This is a genomic window from Lysinibacillus macroides (assembly GCF_001281525.1).
Classification (GTDB): domain Bacteria; phylum Bacillota; class Bacilli; order Bacillales_A; family Planococcaceae; genus Lysinibacillus; species Lysinibacillus macroides.
Genome location: NZ_LGCI01000005.1, coordinates 1,083,637 through 1,101,705, shown reverse-complemented (window position 1 = coordinate 1,101,705; position 18,069 = coordinate 1,083,637). Strand labels below are relative to the sequence as shown.

The following is an 18,069-nucleotide window of genomic DNA, read 5'->3' as shown; positions in this document are numbered from 1 at the left end:
TATACATAAAATTTACATATTTCATATATCTTTTTTCCTTATTCCACGATTATACTAAATGTAATAATGGATAAAGGGAGGTATTTTTATGGATAAAAAGGTGATTTTCTTTGAGGTTGAGGGTGGCACAGATAAAGGGCCTGACGGCTATCGTCCTGATACAATGCCAATGGTGGATGCATTAAAGAAACGTGGGCAGGAGGCAGAGGTGATTTTCTTTGATGTGACGAAAAAGCAGCAAATTTTTGATTACGTAAAGGAACATGCTATTGCTTATGTATCACGTATTAATCCTGGCAACTTACAGCATGAAGAAGAATATTTCGCCATGTTACGAGAGCTATGCCAAACAGGAATTATTGGGATGCCACATCCAGATGCGATGATTAGCTATGGTTCGAAGGATGTCTTATCGAAGCTTACTGCTACAAATTTAGTGCCTGATGATACATTTGCTTACTATACAATTGAAGCGTTTAAAGCACAATTCCCTGCTTCCTTAGCTTTAACAGAACGAGTACTCAAGCAAAATCGTGGCTCAACAGGTGAAGGTATTTGGCGTGTAAAATTAGCTGAACCGCTAGCAGACGGCGCTACGAAAGTCCCGCTTGATGCAAAAATTAAATGCACAGAAGCGAAGGACAACCATGTAGAATATTGGCAGCTTGGCGATTTTATGACTTTCTGTGAGCAGTATATTACAGGGACAAACGGGATGCTAATTGATATGCGCTTCCTGCCACGTATTACAGAGGGCGAAATCCGCTTATTAATGCTGCGCCATCATCCTGTCCATGTGGTACATAAAAAGCCCGCAGACACGGAAGATGCTTTTAGTGCAACACTGTTCTCAGGCGCACAATATCGCTATGACACGCCTGAGGACTGGGCAGAGCTGGTGCAAAACTTTTTAGCACAGCTGCCTCAAGTAACTAGCTTATTAGGCAATTATGACCTACCGCTTATTTGGACAGCAGATTTTATGCTAGATACGAATGAAGCTGGTGAAGACTGCTATATTTTAGGCGAAATGAATTGCTCCTGTGTTGGCTTTACTTCAGAATTATCACTTGCCCATCAAGTGGCAGAGGAAATTTTAGCTTATATCCATGAAAGTACCAAAGTGACTTCATAACCTACCAACCTCCATCGCGTTAACATAATAAAAATCCACATACACGTGGATTTTTATTTGTTATATTTATCTATAGACCTTTATTGCTTGTATAAATTCGTAAATAAAATATCCTGCAAAGCCAATTAATAAAAAGCCTGCTAGCATCGTCAATGTTTTAATCATCTTACGGTTCAATGCTTTACGTGTCATTGAGACAATCGTTAGTAAACCAATATCATGGAGTAAAATCCCACTTAACACACCCGCCGCAATAATTAAAAAGTTTGTTGGCTGTCCTTGACTATAAGATTTTGCCAGCACTACGCCAAATACATTGACCCAAAACACAAGATTACCAGGCGAGATAGCGACCAATAGACCATTAAAATAAGAGGCAAAAATAGATTTTGTGACTTTTTCTCCTGCCAATGTAATATCCTGATCTGCATTCTTAATGGAATCATAGCCCAATAAGAATAAAAAGCCTGCACCGATCAGCCACATTGGCAACTGAATCATAGGCATCGCTAAAATGGAGGCTAGTCCCATATACAGGGCAAACACCAACACAACATCAATGGTCATACCCCCAAGCCCTACAGCCCAGCCATGCATAAAACCATTTTTGAGCCCTTGCTTGGTCATTTCCACTGTAATAGCCCCTACAGGCATCGCAATCGCAAGTCCTACTAATACATATGCTACATATAAACTCAAACAAACAACTTCTTTCATCTTATCGATAAGCTTCATACGTCCGTTTATTTGCTTAATATAGCATAAATATACCGAAATTGAAATAATTATTAACAATTCTTATTGGAGCCAGTTTTCTTCTCCACGTTTCCCTTTTCTATATTCATCTCAAATTCCCATAATAGACTGCATCCATTAGTTAGTAGGATTCATCTTGCTTCTCAGGCTTTAGTAGATTACTTTTTAGGTGAATTCACCATTGTCTTTATAAAACAAATCATACTCACATTTTTCTGTACACCATCTATTTTAATGGACATCGGATGTGTCATAGAAACACCCTGATAACTTTTGCCATCATAATGGACAACCAACGCTCCATCGCTCTGCTCATCAATCGATATTAAATCCTATGAGTATGGAGTCACTGTTTCATAGTGATAAATAATATGAAAAGCTACTAATAATAGAAAAGCTGTTATGAAAACAGCAACATTAACAAGCCTAACCTTTTACACAATCATCTTTTTTCACCTTTTCTAGCAATCTCACTTTATTTTTTACAGGCATCGTTAATGTTTGTATGAGCCGTTCATATTCCTTTTGACAAGTTGGACATTTGGCTAGATGCTGACTCCTCACTCACCACATCATCTACATACAATGGCAAAATATCTTGAATGATTGTACATTTAATCTTGTTCATGTTGCTTCCCTTCATATACGCCATAATTTTCTTTTTACCCGATAAAATGTCACCTTGCCAGCTATCATTTTTCCCAAAAAGTAAACCGATTTTGTCAAAGGGCCGCTCGCCAAAAACACATAAAGTAGAGACCTCTTTAACCCGTATTAACAGGCTGTAAGACCCCTACTTTAAAATAGTTAATGAAAACAAAATAATTAAGTGAGGGTTCAAACAGGCTGTAAAAACCCATTTGGTGAAACGTTCAATCAGTGGAGGATGAGGAAAACCCCACTGATTGAAGGTTCACTTTATACTGATCATCCATTGTATGCAGGTAATGATGCACAGCAAAAGCCGCTTCTTCATCCATTAAATGCTCCACCAATCGAATTTATAATACGGGGTTCTCTATCTGTTGTGTATAACGTTGTTGCTTTTTATAATGTGTAAAGTATGGATTTTTTGCAATCGTAAACAGACATGCATGCACATCCTTTTTTCCATCAAACTGATGAATGGATTTCAGTGACTTAAAAAGTTTCCTGTGTGATTTCCTCTGCGATATGCTTATCTGTCATCAATGATTTCATATTATAAATACACATCATGAAAATATACTTGATACATTTCCTCCACATCCATCAATTAAACTCCCTTCTCTGAACTACCAAACTTTAATTTTGTTATAGAAAATAGACATATTCACTTTAGCTGAATACGTCTATTGGAGCTTTATTATTTATTGTCTTTTGTTAGTTCTTCTGATACTGATTGCCTGCTTAACTTTATAGAAACTGGAATTGACAAGATAACACTCATCAGAAGCATACCTCCTCCAACTAGAAAAATGAGAGTATAGTTAATCGCAAGTGGAGTTTGGTCAATAACTAAGACTGAAAAAGTCAAAATTAAACCGGCTAAAGTTCCCAGGCATAGACCAATTAATACATATGTTATAATTTGTGTCATAATTACTTTCATGATTCCTATAGGATGCACACCCATCACCCTTAATACGGCAAATTCTTTTCTTTTAGAATAGATGTTATTGATCAGAGTGCTAAAAGTACCTGCTAAAACTAAAATAAATATTGATGCGAGAATAACTATAAAAATTGACCACCTCTGATAAAACATTTCAGTAGCTTGTTCTACTGTTTCTCTATAGCTGTTTACCTGCAGTTCAGGATACTGCTTCTTTAAATCATTCAGGGCAGCTAAAGTACTTGCAGAGTGAGTCGGTGTAACAAATAGTTTATGGAATGTAGTGAATTCGTTCCTAAATGCTTGATTCGACCAGTCTAAATAAGCATCCCCTCTATGAATCTGACTTATTCCGCCAACGACAAAATCGTTTATAGGTAAGATTCTTTGTTGCTCCTCTGAGTAAAGTCCAAGATTCATATGATCTCCAATTTTTAATTCAAAACGTTCTGCTAAATCATTAGATATAACAATAATATCCCTATTATTTCTCTCAATAGAAGAAATAATCCCCTGTTTTTCTAACCCTTCTAAATCTGCTAATGCATAACTAAATGGTAACGGTTTTTCTTCATTTAAAAACTCAGCTTCAAACATGGTACTTACTGTACTGGCTGCTGAAATGTTTGGAAGCTCGGTTATCTTTTGTAACAATTCCTCAGGATTAATAGATGATTCATACATCAGACGACTACTCACTACAATAGAAGTGGGGTAGTCCCTTTTTAGCTGATTCAGTTCATTTTGCTGAATCGTTTTAAGTATAACCGAACCAAAAACAGCAATCATTATCAGCATACTAATTGTTAAAATGATAAATGTGTTTTTTCGTACTTGAGGCAATAAGTTTTTAATAGCAATATATGATTCTTTTCCAAGTATCCTTTGTAAAAAAGGCAGAACTCTTTTTAGGATTTCCGGAAGATAAATGGGAAATAAAGTAAAAATACTGATTAGCAAAAGTAGTGAAGCCCCGAGTATAACACCAACACTCTTTCCGTCATCTGGAACAACTGCTCCAGCTATCAGTAGTAAAATACTGATGATGCCTATCAATTTCCCCATTTTTTTCCGATTTTTTTTATAACTAAAATCCAAACTTTCATTCTCCTGAATAACTTTAAGAGGTAAAATTTTTACCACCTTAAATAACGGAATCATTAAAAACAATTGAATAATAATCGCACTAGCAGCAACTATAAAAAGGGCTGCCTTTATGTCAAACATAACCGAAGAAGTCGTAAAAGAAAATAGTTTTTCTAGCCAGCCATGCATAAATTGCTGACTCCCCCATGACAATAAAAAGCCAAATAAAACCCCAGTCAGATTTATTAAACTGCTTTGGACAAAAATAATAACGACTAGTTGTTTTGCTGTAGCTCCTATTGACCGTAAAATAGCTAACTGGTTCTTATTTTTATAAAGAAGTAAATCAAAATTAGATACAATTAAAAGCGAAGTGACACATAAAACAATAATGGATAATATCTTTACAAAAATCGTCAAAGAGTTGATATTAGATTTAAGAAATTCATCTTCTTCTACAATCGTAACTTTCACATCAGAATTATTTTCAATGATTTTATTAGACAACGCCATAAAATCTATGTTTTGTAATGTTTTTATCATCACAATGTAAGTAGGAGGCGTATCATATTCCTTCTGTTCGTGGATAAATGAAAGTACACTTTCTCTTGAAAAAATCATTCGATCTGGTGCTATTCCAGTTTCTTTTAAATCACTGATAATATCTGTCAAAATGAATGTTTTCTGCTCAATCTTGACTTGTTCTCCCACTTTTAGATTAAGTGCTTCTGCTAAGCTTTCATTCATGACAACAGATTTATTATTCAAGTCTCGGTTAAACTTATAACGACTTTTAGCTAGTGAATCATTTTCAACGCCTACTGTGTAAATATCCGCTTGTAAGGAATCTACCTGAGCCTGTGTAACAATCACCTTAGATATTTCTTCTATTTCCGGGGTCTTTTCGAGAAAACGATAAAAAGTTGATTCTGTTTCTTGCGTATATTCCACATATAAATCCATTTCACCATAAAGGTCTTTAATCTCTTGGCTAACAGTCTTTTTCGCACTTTCTGCATACAAAACAATTGTAATGAAAAGACAAACAGCAACTGCAATACCAAAAACTGAGGAAAACACGATAAATTTATTTGTTTTAAATAAACGTAAAGCTACCCCATATATTGTTTTCATACACTTTTCTTCCCTAATATATTCTGAAACTTACCCATAATCTCCTCAATATCTCCTGTTCCACTACAATGATATTCATCAATAATTTGACCATCATGAAAAAATAGTACACGATCTGCATAGGTAGCAACTAGAGGGTCATGTGTGACTAATAAAATGCTTTGCGTAAATTGTTTTTTCATATCGACAAGCACTTTCAGCACCTCAGTAGATGTATTAAAATCCAAATTACCTGTTAGTTCATCTGCTAGAATGATAGGTGGTGTTGTAATGATTGCTCTTCCAATAGCTACACGCTGTTGTTGACCTCCTGATAGCTCTACAGGGCGGTGATTCTTCCATTTTGTTAACCCCATCAACTCTATCATTTCATTCACTTTTTGTTCAATCTCTTTGCTATTGTATTTTTGTAAGATAAGTGGAAGAGTAATATTTTCAGCAACAGATAAATCCTTTAATAAATTGAAATTTTGGAAAATAAAACCTATATTCTCACGGCGATAATCCGTAGCTCTAGGTTCATCAAAAATATCATTGGAGTCTATACCATTTAGTTTTATTTTTCCCGAACTGGGTTGATCAAGTGCTCCGAGAATATTCAGTAATGTACTTTTCCCAGATCCACTTGTACCCATAATTGCAAGCATTTCACCCTTACGCAGCTGAAAACATATATTTTTGAGTGCATGTACATTTGATTCTGCACTTTCATATATCTTTGATATTTTTTCAACAGACAACACTATCTGACTATTTACCATATGTCACCTCATCAATATTCGTATCTTGATACCAACTTAATTGAGAAATATACATCTCATAATATAAACCCTTACGTAACATTAACTCTTCATAATTACCTTCTTCTACAATTTTCCCTTTATCCATCACAACAATTCTATCTGCGTATTTGGTAGGACCTAATCTATGTGAGATAGTAATACTTGTCTTATCTTTAGATAACTCGTTGAATATTCTAAATATCTCTAATTCGGATACTGGGTCCATAGCAGCGGTAGGTTCATCTAAAATAATTAAATCCGCATCTTTCATAAAGCCTCTTGCAATAGCTATCTTCTGCCACTCTCCCCCTGACAGATCTTCACCGTCTGGCATCTCACGGGTCAAATAAGTTTCTAATAAATGGTCCAAAGAATTAACTTTATCATATAAATTTACATGTTTAAGTAATCTGTATATATGACTATCATCTTCTCGTTTCTTAAGATCTCCAAATCCAATGTTATCCCTAATACTAAATTTATATTTGAAAAAATCCTGGAATATGGCGGAGATAAAAGAAAAATAATTCTCCTTTTTAATTGAACGTGTATCTATCCCATTAACGTATATAGAACCATCAGTTACTTCATATAAACCTGACAAACATTTAATTAGTGTGGTTTTCCCAGATCCGTTATACCCTACTATTGAAACTTTTTCACCTTTATTAAATGTAAGTGATAAGTCATCAAGAACTTTCTGTTTATTTGAGGGATAGGAAAAAGATATGTTTTTTAGTTCAATTTTTTGAATTTTTTCAATTTCATAGGTTAAAGCCTTTTTATCAGCATGACCCTTTTCTTGATAATTTAATATCTCTATTAAAGCTTCATTGAAAATAGCAGTTTCAAATATAGAACCCAGGTTACCACCAATTGAAGAAAAAATTGCCTGTACAGTAACAACTGATCCTAAAAGAGCGACATAATCACCAATTGTTAAGTTATTCTGTGTAATTTGTATCACCAGCAAAACTGATACGCCCAAACTAGCTAGCTGTAAAAAAAGCACAGCTAGTACCTGTGTTTTAGCTTCCCAAAATTCAACATCTAAATTTTTCTTTTGAATTTGTTTATATAAAATAGACCACCTTCCAATTAAATAGGGTCCTAAACCAAATAATTTCAATTCTTTAATTGAACTCTTGTTGATAAATAGGCTATCCGTAAATTCTAATTCTCTTGATACGGCTGATGTAGAAACTGCCATTTTATAATTCTTCAATTTAACTATAAAGATTAATATGATCCCTGGAAGAGTGGATAGAAATAAAGCTATAGGCATGGTCCAATGAATAGTTAACAAAATAACAAAAACACTAATTAAAGATATTAAATTTCTTAATACCCCAATTATAGATCCTATTACTTTAATACCATTTCCACTTATAGCTGAATTAGCTAAATTTATACGGTCAAAAAATCTGTTATTTTCATACTCCTCTAATGGCATATATATTAGTTTAGATAGCATCATCTTTTTTAAAACAAAATTTACTGTTTGTGCCATCCTACTTAGAAGATATTTTTCTATAGTTCTAATAAAGGCTTCACAATACTGTAGAACAAAGTTTAATAATAGAAGGGAAAGAGCATATTTGTAATAACTTGAATCTGTTCCGAGTTTGGTAATAGTGTCAATCGTATTTTTATTTAGTAAAATTAATATTGCTGGAATACCCGCACTTAACATAGATAATACAAAGAAGGAAATAAAGCTTATTGGATGTTCTTTATAAATATGCTTAAAAAAATACTTTTGACTTTCATAAAATACCACTAGTGTCGCATTAAAATGATTCACCTTTATTGAATAAATTAAATTTTCTGTAATTTTATTTATGCACAAAAAAATCCTTTATAATGGTTGGGCGGTAGTAAACCATCCAAATCCAAAATAAAGGACATACGCATGGATAAGTTTACACGAAAAACATCATTTGAACAATGGCTTTCGCCGATTTCCACTACACAATTAGAAGAACTGGTTGAAGCCCATCAATTAAATTACTATACAAAGAAGCTACACATCGCTTCATTTTTGAAATTACTCCTGTTTGCGCAGTTGAATGAAACAGAAAGTCTGCGTGCAGTCAGTGAGACATTGTTTTCAGATGACCTTCAAAAAGCAACAGAATTAGATTCCATCAGCTTTTCGCAATTAGGACGCCGATTAAATCAAGTGCCGACAGAGGTATTCCAACAGATATTTTTAGATTTAGTTATCCAAATTCATGAAAAGTCTCAGTATGAACAACGTCGTAAAAACACGACACCGCTGAAAATCATTGATTCGAGTACGTTACCATTGAATTTAAACAACCATAAATGGGCGGAGTTTCGCAAAACAAAATCAGGAATCAAGCTTCATTTGCGCCTTGTATACTTAGAAAAAGGCTGTTCCTATCCAGACAAAGCGGTTTTAACAAACGCGATTGAACATGATCGTGGTCAACTAGAGGTACTCGTTGATGACAAGGATTGCCTTTACGTTTTTGACCGTGGTTACTTAGATTATGAGCGATTTGACCGCATGACGGACGATGGTTATTTTTTCGTTTCGCGCTTACGAAAAAACGCGGTTATCCGTGTAATCGAGCCGTTTGAGCTGCCAGAAGATTCACTTGTTTCATCCGATGAAATGGTGATCATTGGCACAACACAAAATCGAGCAGAAAATGTCTTTCGTCTTATCAAAGTATTGGATTCAAAAGGAAACGAACTGCAGCTTATCACAAATCGTTTCGACCTAAGTGCGGATGAAATCGCTGAACTGTACAAATCACGCTGGGCAATTGAGCTGTTTTTCAAATGGCTAAAGCAGCACTTGAACATCAAAAAGTTCTACGCACAAAGCGAACAAGGCGTTCATAATCAAGTGTACATCGCGATGATTGTGTATTGTTTACATGTCCTGGCACAACTGAACACAAACAGCTCGAAAACGTACTTGAAAATCAGTCGTTTACTCAAAGCATCCCCGTGGAAATCGGCTCACTTATGGATACGAAAAATCGGTGGGAAAGTGGTCCCCTAAAGGTTTTTCCGCTTCTGTTACTCAGATTAAAGGTTATAGTAAAAAAATGGATGATTACTACCTCTGTCCAAGTGTCTTTGTTTTTCTTCTAAAATGGAAAATAAATAAAACAGAAAATTCAATTAAAATTCACGCGACGCTAGTGATAAAATACTAAAAATTTATTTTTATTTGCTTTTAAAATCATAAAATAGAATCCTCTAATTCTACAAGATTAAGTATATTGCTTACATTTATTAATCCTTTTGATATAAGCTTTTTGCTAGGATCAACTTTTATATATAAAGGAAAACCTTTTATCTCAAATTGTTCTAATAATCTCTCATCAATCAAAAAGGTTCTATTTTTATGAGAAGATTTTTTAATTTCTTTAGTGTTATTATTATTTTTTACTATAAGTAATCGTATATTTTCAAAGTATCTATCATTTAACAAATCTAATTTTTTTAAAATTTTCTTACATTCCCCACAATCTATATCTAATAGTAAATAAATGATCTTTTTTTTATTCTCAAATAGACTTACATTATTCCCTTCCAAATCTTCGATTAATAAGCTTGAGGGGATAGATAAATTTTTTTCTAAACCTACTTTATCGCTAATGCTTATTTTTTTTAGAACAAGATATAAAAGTCCCATTAAAACTATAGTTATCATTATTAAACAATATGTAGCTGTTGTTACAATAGACATTTGTTAAGTTCCTCCAGCCTATAGTTTACCCAGTAAATTATTATTTATTGTGTCGATTGTTGATCTGATGAAAATTAATGTGATTGTTCCGAGAACTGAAACTATTACAACTAGTATTAGCTCATGCAAAATTATTTTGTTATTAACAAGCATAAGAAATCCTGGCTTTTCAGTTCCTATATTTAAAAATACAATAATCAACATAATAAGAGACTGAACTATACCTCCATAACCTAACTCTGTTTTTAACAACTTCCCGAAACAAGAACAACTTTTCTTCTCTTTATTCGTTAAAGATTTAATATTCACTAGTAAAAATATTGAAAAAATTATTACTGAAATAATATTAACTAGTAAACTTTCACTTACTAAAAAAAGAGAAATGGCTAAAAAAATTTCTACAATAGAGAATAAGATACCTAAAAGTTTTGATAGCTGGAAAGAATTGAGCCCTAATTCAACAAATAAGTTTGCTGCAGAGTTAGGGGTTAACATTTTCATAACTCCCGAAAGTAATAATAGAAAACCAACAGACATGCTAAAGATCATAATAATCAAAAGACTCCTTTTTATCCTCTGTTCTCTAATCCAAATATTAGAATAAAAATAAATAAAATAAATAAATTATAGATTGAACTTTAGAACCTAACACAAAGTCGGTCGATTATACCTTGTGTATCTTCACTTTGACAACGGATAAATTCACGAACAGCGAGTTTGATTTGCGATGTACTTGAAAAAAAGACATTATGAATGACGCTGTCTTTCAACCATTTCCATAGCCCCTCAATTAAATTCAATTGCGGGCTGTAAGGTGGTAAAAACACCAGTTGTAATCGATTTTGATGCAGCTTTAAAAAAGGCTGAATGAGCTTCGCATGATGAATGCGAGCGTTATCGAGGATCATGACAATTTTTCCATTTGGGTAATGAGCAATGACTTTTTCTAAGAAACGCAGGAAGACTTCTGCATCGTATTTCTCTTCTTCGACGCAGAAGATTTCACCTGTTTCATAATTTAACGTACCGATTAATTTCACGCCTTGATGCTTACCGTATGTGGGGATTTGACGCTGTTTCCCTTTTGGAAACCATGACTTTTGAATGGCTTGGTAGTCACGAATCATGGACTCATCTTGAAAGAGAAGGTGATCGATTTCCTCATACAATAGCTTTTTTTAAAGCAGGAAATGTTTCTTCTTTAAATGTTTTTTGCTTTTCTGGGTCCGCATTCGCCAACGTATAGGTAGGGCGCGTATGACTAAATTGCATGCGTTCTAATAATTTAGACATGCCACGTAAAGAATAGGACACAGCCCATTCACGTTTCACGAGTGAAACGAGTAACGCGAGCGTCCAATTCGTATACGGTGCAAATCCCACATCAGCAGGCGTTTTCGTTGTGACAATCTCAGCCAACTCAGCACGTTGTTCGATGGTCAAACGATGTGGTTTACCTGTAGAAATCCCCATGCGTAAACCTGTTATGCCTTCTTTTTTATAGGCTTTAATATATTCACCAACAGTTGCTCGATTGCGTTGAATGATCATCGCAATTTCAACGTTATTTTTTCCTTCAAGGTGTAGAAATACAGTCTGATACCGCTCAAATAGTCGCTTATCCTTTGTTTGTCGCATCGCCGTTTGAAGTTCTTCTCGTTGTTCATTGCGTAACATGTGGGATCATCCTTTCGACAATAAGTTTGTATTCTTTACCCATTTTGAAGGAGATAGAAGCTTTAGTTCAATTTATATAGTAAGTAAATTTTTTAACGATACTTCCTTTGGAACATTTAAAGGAAAGCAGCCACAGTTATTCGAAAAACTTTTATTAATATTCATAATCATTATTAACAAATAAATAGATTGTAAAAATATACCTAGAGATAAAATTATCTTTAAATTAACTGGATATAATAGACCTAACGAAAGAATAACTTCTAAGCTCAAAAAAAATGATACTACTATTCTTAATATCTTCTGTTCTTTAAAAAAATTGTAACTTTCAAAAGCTAAATAAAGTTGATAAGGTTTCCTCAATTTAGAAATACTACTTTTCAAGAAAAGTAACCCTAGGGGAATACTAACTACTTTGGTTAATATTGCGGCACTATCCATTCATTATTTCCTTTCTATCATGGAAATTTATGATTTTTTTTATAAGTGATGTAGCATCATCAAATTCAGCGAAATTAATAATTTCTGTAACTTTTCCATCTTGAAAATAGAGAATACTGGGAATAGTATTCAAACTTAATTTTTCTAAAATATTCAAATCAAACATTGTATCTCTATCAGCAAGCGAGATATCAAGAAGTAAACAACTTCTTTCTGAACTTAATTTTTGGTTGATTATTTTAAAAAGGCTTATATCATTTATGTATGTTTCTTTTGATCCTACAATAATATAGCCCTCGTATCCTTCAAGATCTAAATTGTATTTATCACTTTTTACTATATTTTTTAGAAATTTATGATTATTAGCAAGCGAATAATACGTATAAAAATAGCTAAAAATAAACACAAATATAAGAATGAAGTCTACAAAACTCATTTCCATTTTGTTTTCACCTTTATTTAAGTAGTATTGATTTTCAGATTTATTAAAGAACTGTGATATTTGTACAAGGGTTTGTTATTTATATTAGTACTTAAACAAAATTAATTAACAATTATTTGATTCACTGCTACAAGCTTTTGTCCACTTACATTGATAGACAGCAACCAATCCAGGCAACCATCCGACGTGAACTTCCTTTTTTCTAGTCGTCCAGTAAGTACCTGTTTTATCTAATGTCAAATTTTCTGCACCGAAACCACATTCACCTTGAATTAATTTTTCACTTTTTCCTAGTTTAATCATTGTTGGCTTTACATATTGCGTCATCATTATTGATAACCTCCTTGTTTTTCCCTTGTACAAATAATAGAATTCTCTTATATTAATTTTTGTTGCAGGAAGTATAAACACCATTTTAAGTATGTACAAAACATTCGTTTAACCGTGTACATTTTTGATTCCCAGTGTCTATTACAATTTTACTTGGAGAGGCGAGCATGATAGCCTTGTTTGGTCAGCCAGCTCTTGGAATAACTGGCTTTTGGTTAATGAATCATACGAGTAGAGGTCTCCAGGTCAAGTTGTAATTATTCATACACATGTATAGAGAAACACACTTTGAGCGAAAGTGTACATGCTTAGTCAAGCAAAAATGTACATTCTCGTGGTTCTTACGCTCTTTTGGTGAAAGCAACGACTACTTGTTTTTCGGGTATAGTATTAAAAAGGACTGATTTTCATGTTGATACCTTGGCAGGCACCTGAAAAACAGCTTTCGCTTTATTCACTTCAAACAACAGAAACAGCTGTTATCCTTTATTTACAACTGACAAAAACATATGCATTTTGTCCATCGTGTGGCTCGCAAAGTAAGCACCAACACAGTTTTTATACACGTGAACTACAAGATCTCTCCGTTGGTAGTCAACATGTTCTTATCCGTTTACAATCGAGAAAATGGTTTTGTACAGAAATTTATTGTCAACAGCGTATTTTTACAGAACGCTTTTCATGGCTTCTACCGTACGCAAGGAGAACGGAACGACTTCAACAGTTCTTAAGAAAATTAGCCTTTTCAATGAGCTGCCGACAAGCCGAGCGAGTAGCCCAATCCTACTTAAGAAGAATCAGCCACGATACTTTTCTAAGGCTGATTCGTTCAACAATGATTGCAATACCACAGACAACCGCAATTGGTATCGATGATTTCGCTTTTCGAAAAGGTCATAATTATGGGACGCTTATTTGTGATTTAAAAACACATCAACCCCTTGCCATTTTACCTAGCAGAACGAGCAAACTCATTGAATCTTGGCTCGTAGCGCGACCACATATTCAAACCGTTAGTAGGGACGGCTCTAAAACGTATCGAGAAGCCATCACCAATGCAAACGTTGCAATCCAACAAATAAGTGATCGCTGGCATTTGATTAAAAATGCAAAAGAAGCGTTAATTAAATGGCTTGATCAAAAACTGCCTGCACAAATTGAATGGTCGATTGAACCAAATCAAATAATTGAATTACCTAAAGAAAAGCCTATAGATGAACTACGCTGGCAGTTGATTCAGCAAGTACAAGACGATTACAAAGAAGGTGTACGGATTTCGTACCTAGCTAAAAAATATGAATTAAGTCGTGGCACCATTTACAAATATTTAAAACAAGTCACGCCTCCACGGAAAACAAAGCGTAAAACAAAGCCAGCACAAGCAAAGCTACAGCCCTATTATGAGTTGATTGTAGCGTATGATACCGAGCATCTTACAACCGATCAAATTCTCAAGAAAATCCGTTTAGCAGGCTACAACGGCAGTCTTTCTGCTCTTCGCCATTTTATAGAGCCTTATCGTGCAAACAAAAAGAAAGGAATTACTCAAGCGTTGATTCAACAAATTTCAAGAGCAAAAATTTCACAATGGATTTGGCGAGGTTTTCAGCAATTGAATGATGAGCAGAAGCAAGTGTTGGAGAAGTGCCAGCATCTATATTCATTTCTTGAACCACTCGAAAAAATAGTACAAGAATATCGAACTATATTCGAGAACAGAGCGATCGAGCCTTTAATCGATTGGATGCACACACAACTGGCGAATAAAAATTCACCTTTTCATAGTTATAGTACCGGACTTCGTTTAGATTTAGCGGCTGTAAAAAATGCTTTTGCATCCCCCTATTCAAATGGTTTATTGGAGGGACAAGTAAATCGATTAAAATGGATTAAACGCATGATGTATGGTCGCGCAAAACCAGATTTACTGGAAAAACGGATGCAATATCGGTTTTGATTGTATTCTGAAATAACTTTGAATTGTAGTTATACATAAGTCTGAATGTTTTCACCAACTTTGCGTAAAAACCTTCTCGTACGGACATTTATACAGGAAGTGACCAATCAATAATTTTTTGATTAATTTCAATTGGTCAACTATATTTTTTAAAGAAAACTCTTTATGTTATAGAAAGAGCATTCTTACTTTTATTCTTATACTGAATAAACCACACTTCCATCGCAAAAAGTGTCCAAAAATCCTCGCGTGTTTCTACACCATTTCTCCACTTTATTAACTCTTCATTCCAAACTTCCCTCGATACCAAGTTTAATTCATTTACAATATAAGGGTCCCCTATAGATCGGTAAATCAAATCCCAATTTTTCCTAATTCCTTTGTATGTATAAACTAAATGGGTTGTTTTGTTTCTTCGATGAATAATTTCTTTAGGCAGATAAGGTTCCATTGATTTACGAAGAATGTATTTAGTCGTTTGCCCATCCTTAAGTTTTAAATTTCCAGGAATTTTATATACGAATTCAATTAATCTTCTATCTAAGAAAGGATGATGAAGACTTGATTTAGTTAATGAACCAATGACCCTATCCGTATATAAATGTGTCTTTGCATTCGAAATTTGGAAATACATTTGTTTTTGATGATAATGCTTAATTTCTTTCATTTTTCTCTTAATCTCAAAATAATAATTGCTATTTTTAATTTGGATACTATCATTCAAAACATTTGGTAATAAGGCAAATTTTAAAAAATTATTTAAGGCAGAAGTATTAGAACCAATTGAATAGTTTGTTACGTATGAAAAAACTTCCTTTATTCTTCCTCTTTTCAAAAGATCGTTTGCTACATATAATGAACCAGTTAAAAGATGATCACCAGCATAACCACTAAGAATATTATTAAAACCTTTTTTGGCCGCCTCTAAAACAATATTAAATGTGAAGTTAAATGTAATGGTATTTACATGTGGTTCAAAAGTAAAAGGTACAGAATACGGGAAATCATCAAACATTAGAATATTGTCAAAATTCAAACTATTAGTTTTGTCGTCATATAAATCCATCAATATATTGATATAATATCTCTCATCACACTCCTCTAATTCATCAAAAACTGCACTGAAACCTTTAATTTCGGTTTCTTTTTTTTCTATGTTCTTTGCTAATGCATATATAGAAGTAGAATCTAGTCCTCCACTCAGCAGAATAGAATTCTTTTGACCTTTAGCTATTCTAGATTCTACAGCCTGACTTAAAATTGAAGAAAACTCTTCAATATACTCTTCCTCACTGATATACTGTAATGTCGTTTTTATAGATGTAAGATCCCAATACTTAATCAAATTCTGATGATTTGAATTTAGACTCAAATAATGGCCACTTGGAATTCTATTTACTTCTTTATATGGAGTTAGAACTGTGTCAATTACGCCATTTCTTAAAAAGTATTCTTTAAAATATTCTGTACTTGAGTTAATTTCATAATTCTAATCCCTTTAATATCAAGGGCTAAAATTAAATAAAAATGAGGCACCTCCCCAAATTCGGTATAATGGTAGCGACTAAACAACCCACCGAAAAGGAATGATGCCTCATGACTATTGTAAAACAAATGAGCCTATTTGACATCCGTGAATTATTGAAAATGGAAAGTTCTCGTCGTTTTGATGCTATTTTAGCCACTTTCGATGTGCAGCCAATCTTTCAACTATTTCGAAAGAAGACGATGCGTGGTGCTCCACGAGAATTAAACTACGGTGCGATGATTCAATCATTGATGATCCGCATTGTCGAGCGTATCCCTACCGTTAAAGATTTGGTCAATCGATTAACGCATGATTTCGTCTTTCGCTTAGATTGTGGCTTTTTAGTTTCGGACACGGTGCCATCTGAAGCCTCGTATTCACGTATGGTCGACGTGATTAGTCAATCAGATGTCTTAGATCGCATGCACGATGAACTTATTCAAGCTGCCTTTACAGAAGGTTTTCTTGAAGAGGAACACCTTAGTTTTGATGCAACACATTTTGAAGCGAGAGATGCCGCAAAACCAGCAGAGAAAAAAGAAACACAACCGAAAAAACGTGGTCGTAAATCAAAAGAAGAACGTGCTGCCTGGCTCGCTGAACAAGCAGAACTTGAAGCGAATCAAACGACTTTTGAAAAGAAGTTGGAAGCACAATTAACCATTCCATTGACGACTCTATGGCAAGACATCCCCATTGAACCAAAGTGGGGCATCAAGAAAAACAGCGATGGTAAAAACACATTCTGGTACGGCTTTAAAGGGCATTTAGCTGTTTCGACAAAAAGCCAATATATCGTGGCGCGTCTAATGTCTTCCGGCAATCTGAGTGATAGTAAAGCGGCGATTCCGTTACTAAAAAAGATGAACCATATCATGCCTAACCATTTCACAACGGCTATTTTCGATGCAGGTTATGACTATGAAGCAATTTACCGCCAGATTTCAATACAAGAGATGAAAGCTGTGATTCCATATGTGAAAAGACGTGAGGGCGAAATGATCGGTTTTGATGAACATTTCCGTCCAACCTGTGTGCGTGAACATAGCTACTGTTACGACAGCTTTGATGAAAAGTATCAAACGCTTAAGTTCACACGTCCAAAAGATTGCGCAACCTGTCCATTACGTGATGACTCGCTCTGTCAAAAGGTGTTTAAAATCAAGTGTGAAACCGATATCCGCAAATACACGTTTCCAGCACGTGGCTCCGAGCTATGGAAGAAACTTTACAAGGAACGCACAGCTGTCGAACGAGTAAATGCTTATTTAAAGCAATTTTTTCAGTTAAACAACGTCCGTCACAAAACCGGTAGAAAAGCTAAACTGCACTTCAACCTTGTGACGTTTATTTATAATGCCTGCAAATTAGCAGTCGATCGGATGAATGTACGTTTACAGCTACAAAACAACGCAGCTTAAATTTTAAAAAACAAAAATCAGACACAGGAGCAGTCTAAGCTCTTGAAAAAATCGAT

At 34.2% G+C, this 18,069-nt stretch carries 16 protein-coding genes; 5 read left to right on the top strand and 11 right to left on the bottom strand.

All coding sequences use genetic code 11. From position 1 onward, the window contains the following. Window positions 1–88: 88 nt before the first annotated feature. Window positions 89–1,135 (top strand): Cj0069 family protein, encoded by a 1,047-nt coding sequence (locus ADM90_RS08240; protein ID WP_053994499.1) that lies wholly within the window; start codon window positions 89–91, stop codon window positions 1,133–1,135. Window positions 1,136–1,201: 66 nt separating this feature from the next. Here the strand turns inward: ADM90_RS08240 and ADM90_RS08235 are convergent, their stop codons facing one another. After that, window positions 1,202–1,834 (bottom strand): LysE family transporter, encoded by a 633-nt coding sequence (locus ADM90_RS08235; protein ID WP_053994498.1) that lies wholly within the window; start codon window positions 1,832–1,834, stop codon window positions 1,202–1,204. 943 nt (window positions 1,835–2,777) lie between these two features. Here ADM90_RS08235 and ADM90_RS24470 point away from each other — a divergent pair. Beyond that, entirely contained in the window at window positions 2,778–2,951 is a 174-nt protein-coding gene (locus tag ADM90_RS24470) for a hypothetical protein (RefSeq protein ID WP_161804062.1), read from the top strand. A gap of 285 nt (window positions 2,952–3,236) precedes the next feature. On the opposite strand, the gene ADM90_RS08230 is transcribed toward ADM90_RS24470, so the two are convergent. From ADM90_RS08230 to ADM90_RS08220, 3 genes are read right to left on the bottom strand one after another with little or no spacing between them, the layout of a single operon-like run. Further along, on the bottom strand, window positions 3,237–5,705 hold the full coding sequence (locus ADM90_RS08230; protein WP_053994497.1) for an FtsX-like permease family protein: 2,469 nt from the start codon (window positions 5,703–5,705) through the stop codon (window positions 3,237–3,239). Beyond that, complete coding sequence (locus tag ADM90_RS08225) at window positions 5,702–6,466, bottom strand: ABC transporter ATP-binding protein (RefSeq protein ID WP_053994496.1); 765 nt, start codon at window positions 6,464–6,466, stop codon at window positions 5,702–5,704. The genes ADM90_RS08230 and ADM90_RS08225 overlap by 4 nt, the downstream gene beginning before the upstream one ends. Next, window positions 6,456–8,336, bottom strand: a complete 1,881-nt coding sequence (locus ADM90_RS08220; protein WP_235473377.1) for an ABC transporter ATP-binding protein — start codon at window positions 8,334–8,336, stop codon at window positions 6,456–6,458. Before ADM90_RS08220 ends, ADM90_RS08225 begins: the two co-directional genes overlap by 11 nt. Window positions 8,337–8,399: 63 nt before the next feature. Between ADM90_RS08220 and ADM90_RS08215 the strand changes: the two genes are divergently transcribed. Further along, on the top strand, window positions 8,400–9,524 hold the full coding sequence (locus ADM90_RS08215) for an IS4 family transposase (protein WP_053994495.1): 1,125 nt from the start codon (window positions 8,400–8,402) through the stop codon (window positions 9,522–9,524). Window positions 9,525–9,707: 183 nt separating this feature from the next. Here the strand turns inward: ADM90_RS08215 and ADM90_RS08210 are convergent, their stop codons facing one another. The 6 genes from ADM90_RS08210 to ADM90_RS08180 all read right to left on the bottom strand — a co-directional run bounded on the left by ADM90_RS08210 (window position 9,708) and on the right by ADM90_RS08180 (window position 13,107). Beyond that, on the bottom strand, window positions 9,708–10,217 hold the full coding sequence (locus ADM90_RS08210; RefSeq protein ID WP_053994494.1) for a hypothetical protein: 510 nt from the start codon (window positions 10,215–10,217) through the stop codon (window positions 9,708–9,710). 18 nt (window positions 10,218–10,235) lie between these two features. Further along, entirely contained in the window at window positions 10,236–10,766 is a 531-nt protein-coding gene (locus tag ADM90_RS08205; protein ID WP_053994493.1) for a MauE/DoxX family redox-associated membrane protein, read from the bottom strand. 89 nt (window positions 10,767–10,855) lie between these two features. Then, window positions 10,856–11,894 (bottom strand): IS630 family transposase gene (locus tag ADM90_RS23765; RefSeq protein WP_152927960.1). Its coding sequence is split into 2 segments (ribosomal slippage): window positions 10,856–11,395 and window positions 11,397–11,894, totalling 1,038 coding nucleotides; the frame shifts between segments, so codons are not numbered across the junction. Between the two features lie 72 nt (window positions 11,895–11,966). Beyond that, window positions 11,967–12,335, bottom strand: coding sequence for a MauE/DoxX family redox-associated membrane protein (locus tag ADM90_RS25515; protein WP_053994492.1), 369 nt, complete (start codon window positions 12,333–12,335; stop codon window positions 11,967–11,969). Continuing rightward, window positions 12,328–12,777: a hypothetical protein gene (locus ADM90_RS08185; protein WP_053994491.1), complete on the bottom strand. Its 450-nt coding sequence runs from the start codon at window positions 12,775–12,777 to the stop codon at window positions 12,328–12,330. The genes ADM90_RS25515 and ADM90_RS08185 overlap by 8 nt, the downstream gene beginning before the upstream one ends. A 105-nt stretch (window positions 12,778–12,882) precedes the next feature. Further along, the gene (locus ADM90_RS08180; RefSeq protein WP_053994490.1) at window positions 12,883–13,107 is read right to left on the bottom strand and encodes a hypothetical protein; all 225 of its coding nucleotides are present in this window, start codon (window positions 13,105–13,107) and stop codon (window positions 12,883–12,885) included. Window positions 13,108–13,516: 409 nt separating this feature from the next. Between ADM90_RS08180 and ADM90_RS08175 the strand changes: the two genes are divergently transcribed. Then, on the top strand, window positions 13,517–15,064 hold the full coding sequence (locus ADM90_RS08175) for an ISL3 family transposase (RefSeq protein ID WP_053994489.1): 1,548 nt from the start codon (window positions 13,517–13,519) through the stop codon (window positions 15,062–15,064). A 163-nt stretch (window positions 15,065–15,227) separates the two neighbouring features. Here the strand turns inward: ADM90_RS08175 and ADM90_RS08170 are convergent, their stop codons facing one another. After that, window positions 15,228–16,436 (bottom strand): asparagine synthase-related protein, encoded by a 1,209-nt coding sequence (locus ADM90_RS08170; protein WP_053994488.1) that lies wholly within the window; start codon window positions 16,434–16,436, stop codon window positions 15,228–15,230. Between the two features lie 224 nt (window positions 16,437–16,660). On the opposite strand from ADM90_RS08170, the gene ADM90_RS08165 reads away from it, so the two are divergent. Next, the gene (locus ADM90_RS08165) at window positions 16,661–18,013 is read left to right on the top strand and encodes a transposase (RefSeq protein WP_053994487.1); all 1,353 of its coding nucleotides are present in this window, start codon (window positions 16,661–16,663) and stop codon (window positions 18,011–18,013) included. Window positions 18,014–18,069 lie beyond the last annotated feature (56 nt).

Excerpts from the sequence above, each read along its gene's own strand:
- ADM90_RS08240 (WP_053994499.1), top strand. The coding sequence starts at position 89 with ATGGATAAAAAGGTGATTTTCTTTGAGGTTGAGGGTGGCACAGATAAA.
- ADM90_RS24470 (WP_161804062.1), top strand. The coding sequence starts at position 2,778 with ATGAGGAAAACCCCACTGATTGAAGGTTCACTTTATACTGATCATCCA.
- ADM90_RS08230 (WP_053994497.1), bottom strand. The coding sequence starts at position 5,705 with ATGAAAACAATATATGGGGTAGCTTTACGTTTATTTAAAACAAATAAA.
- ADM90_RS08225 (WP_053994496.1), bottom strand. The coding sequence starts at position 6,466 with ATGGTAAATAGTCAGATAGTGTTGTCTGTTGAAAAAATATCAAAGATA.
- ADM90_RS08215 (WP_053994495.1), top strand. The coding sequence starts at position 8,400 with ATGGATAAGTTTACACGAAAAACATCATTTGAACAATGGCTTTCGCCG.
- ADM90_RS08210 (WP_053994494.1), bottom strand. The coding sequence starts at position 10,217 with ATGTCTATTGTAACAACAGCTACATATTGTTTAATAATGATAACTATA.
- ADM90_RS08205 (WP_053994493.1), bottom strand. The coding sequence starts at position 10,766 with ATGATCTTTAGCATGTCTGTTGGTTTTCTATTATTACTTTCGGGAGTT.
- ADM90_RS25515 (WP_053994492.1), bottom strand. The coding sequence starts at position 12,335 with ATGGATAGTGCCGCAATATTAACCAAAGTAGTTAGTATTCCCCTAGGG.
- ADM90_RS08185 (WP_053994491.1), bottom strand. The coding sequence starts at position 12,777 with ATGGAAATGAGTTTTGTAGACTTCATTCTTATATTTGTGTTTATTTTT.
- ADM90_RS08180 (WP_053994490.1), bottom strand. The coding sequence starts at position 13,107 with ATGATGACGCAATATGTAAAGCCAACAATGATTAAACTAGGAAAAAGT.
- ADM90_RS08175 (WP_053994489.1), top strand. The coding sequence starts at position 13,517 with ATGTTGATACCTTGGCAGGCACCTGAAAAACAGCTTTCGCTTTATTCA.
- ADM90_RS08165 (WP_053994487.1), top strand. The coding sequence starts at position 16,661 with ATGACTATTGTAAAACAAATGAGCCTATTTGACATCCGTGAATTATTG.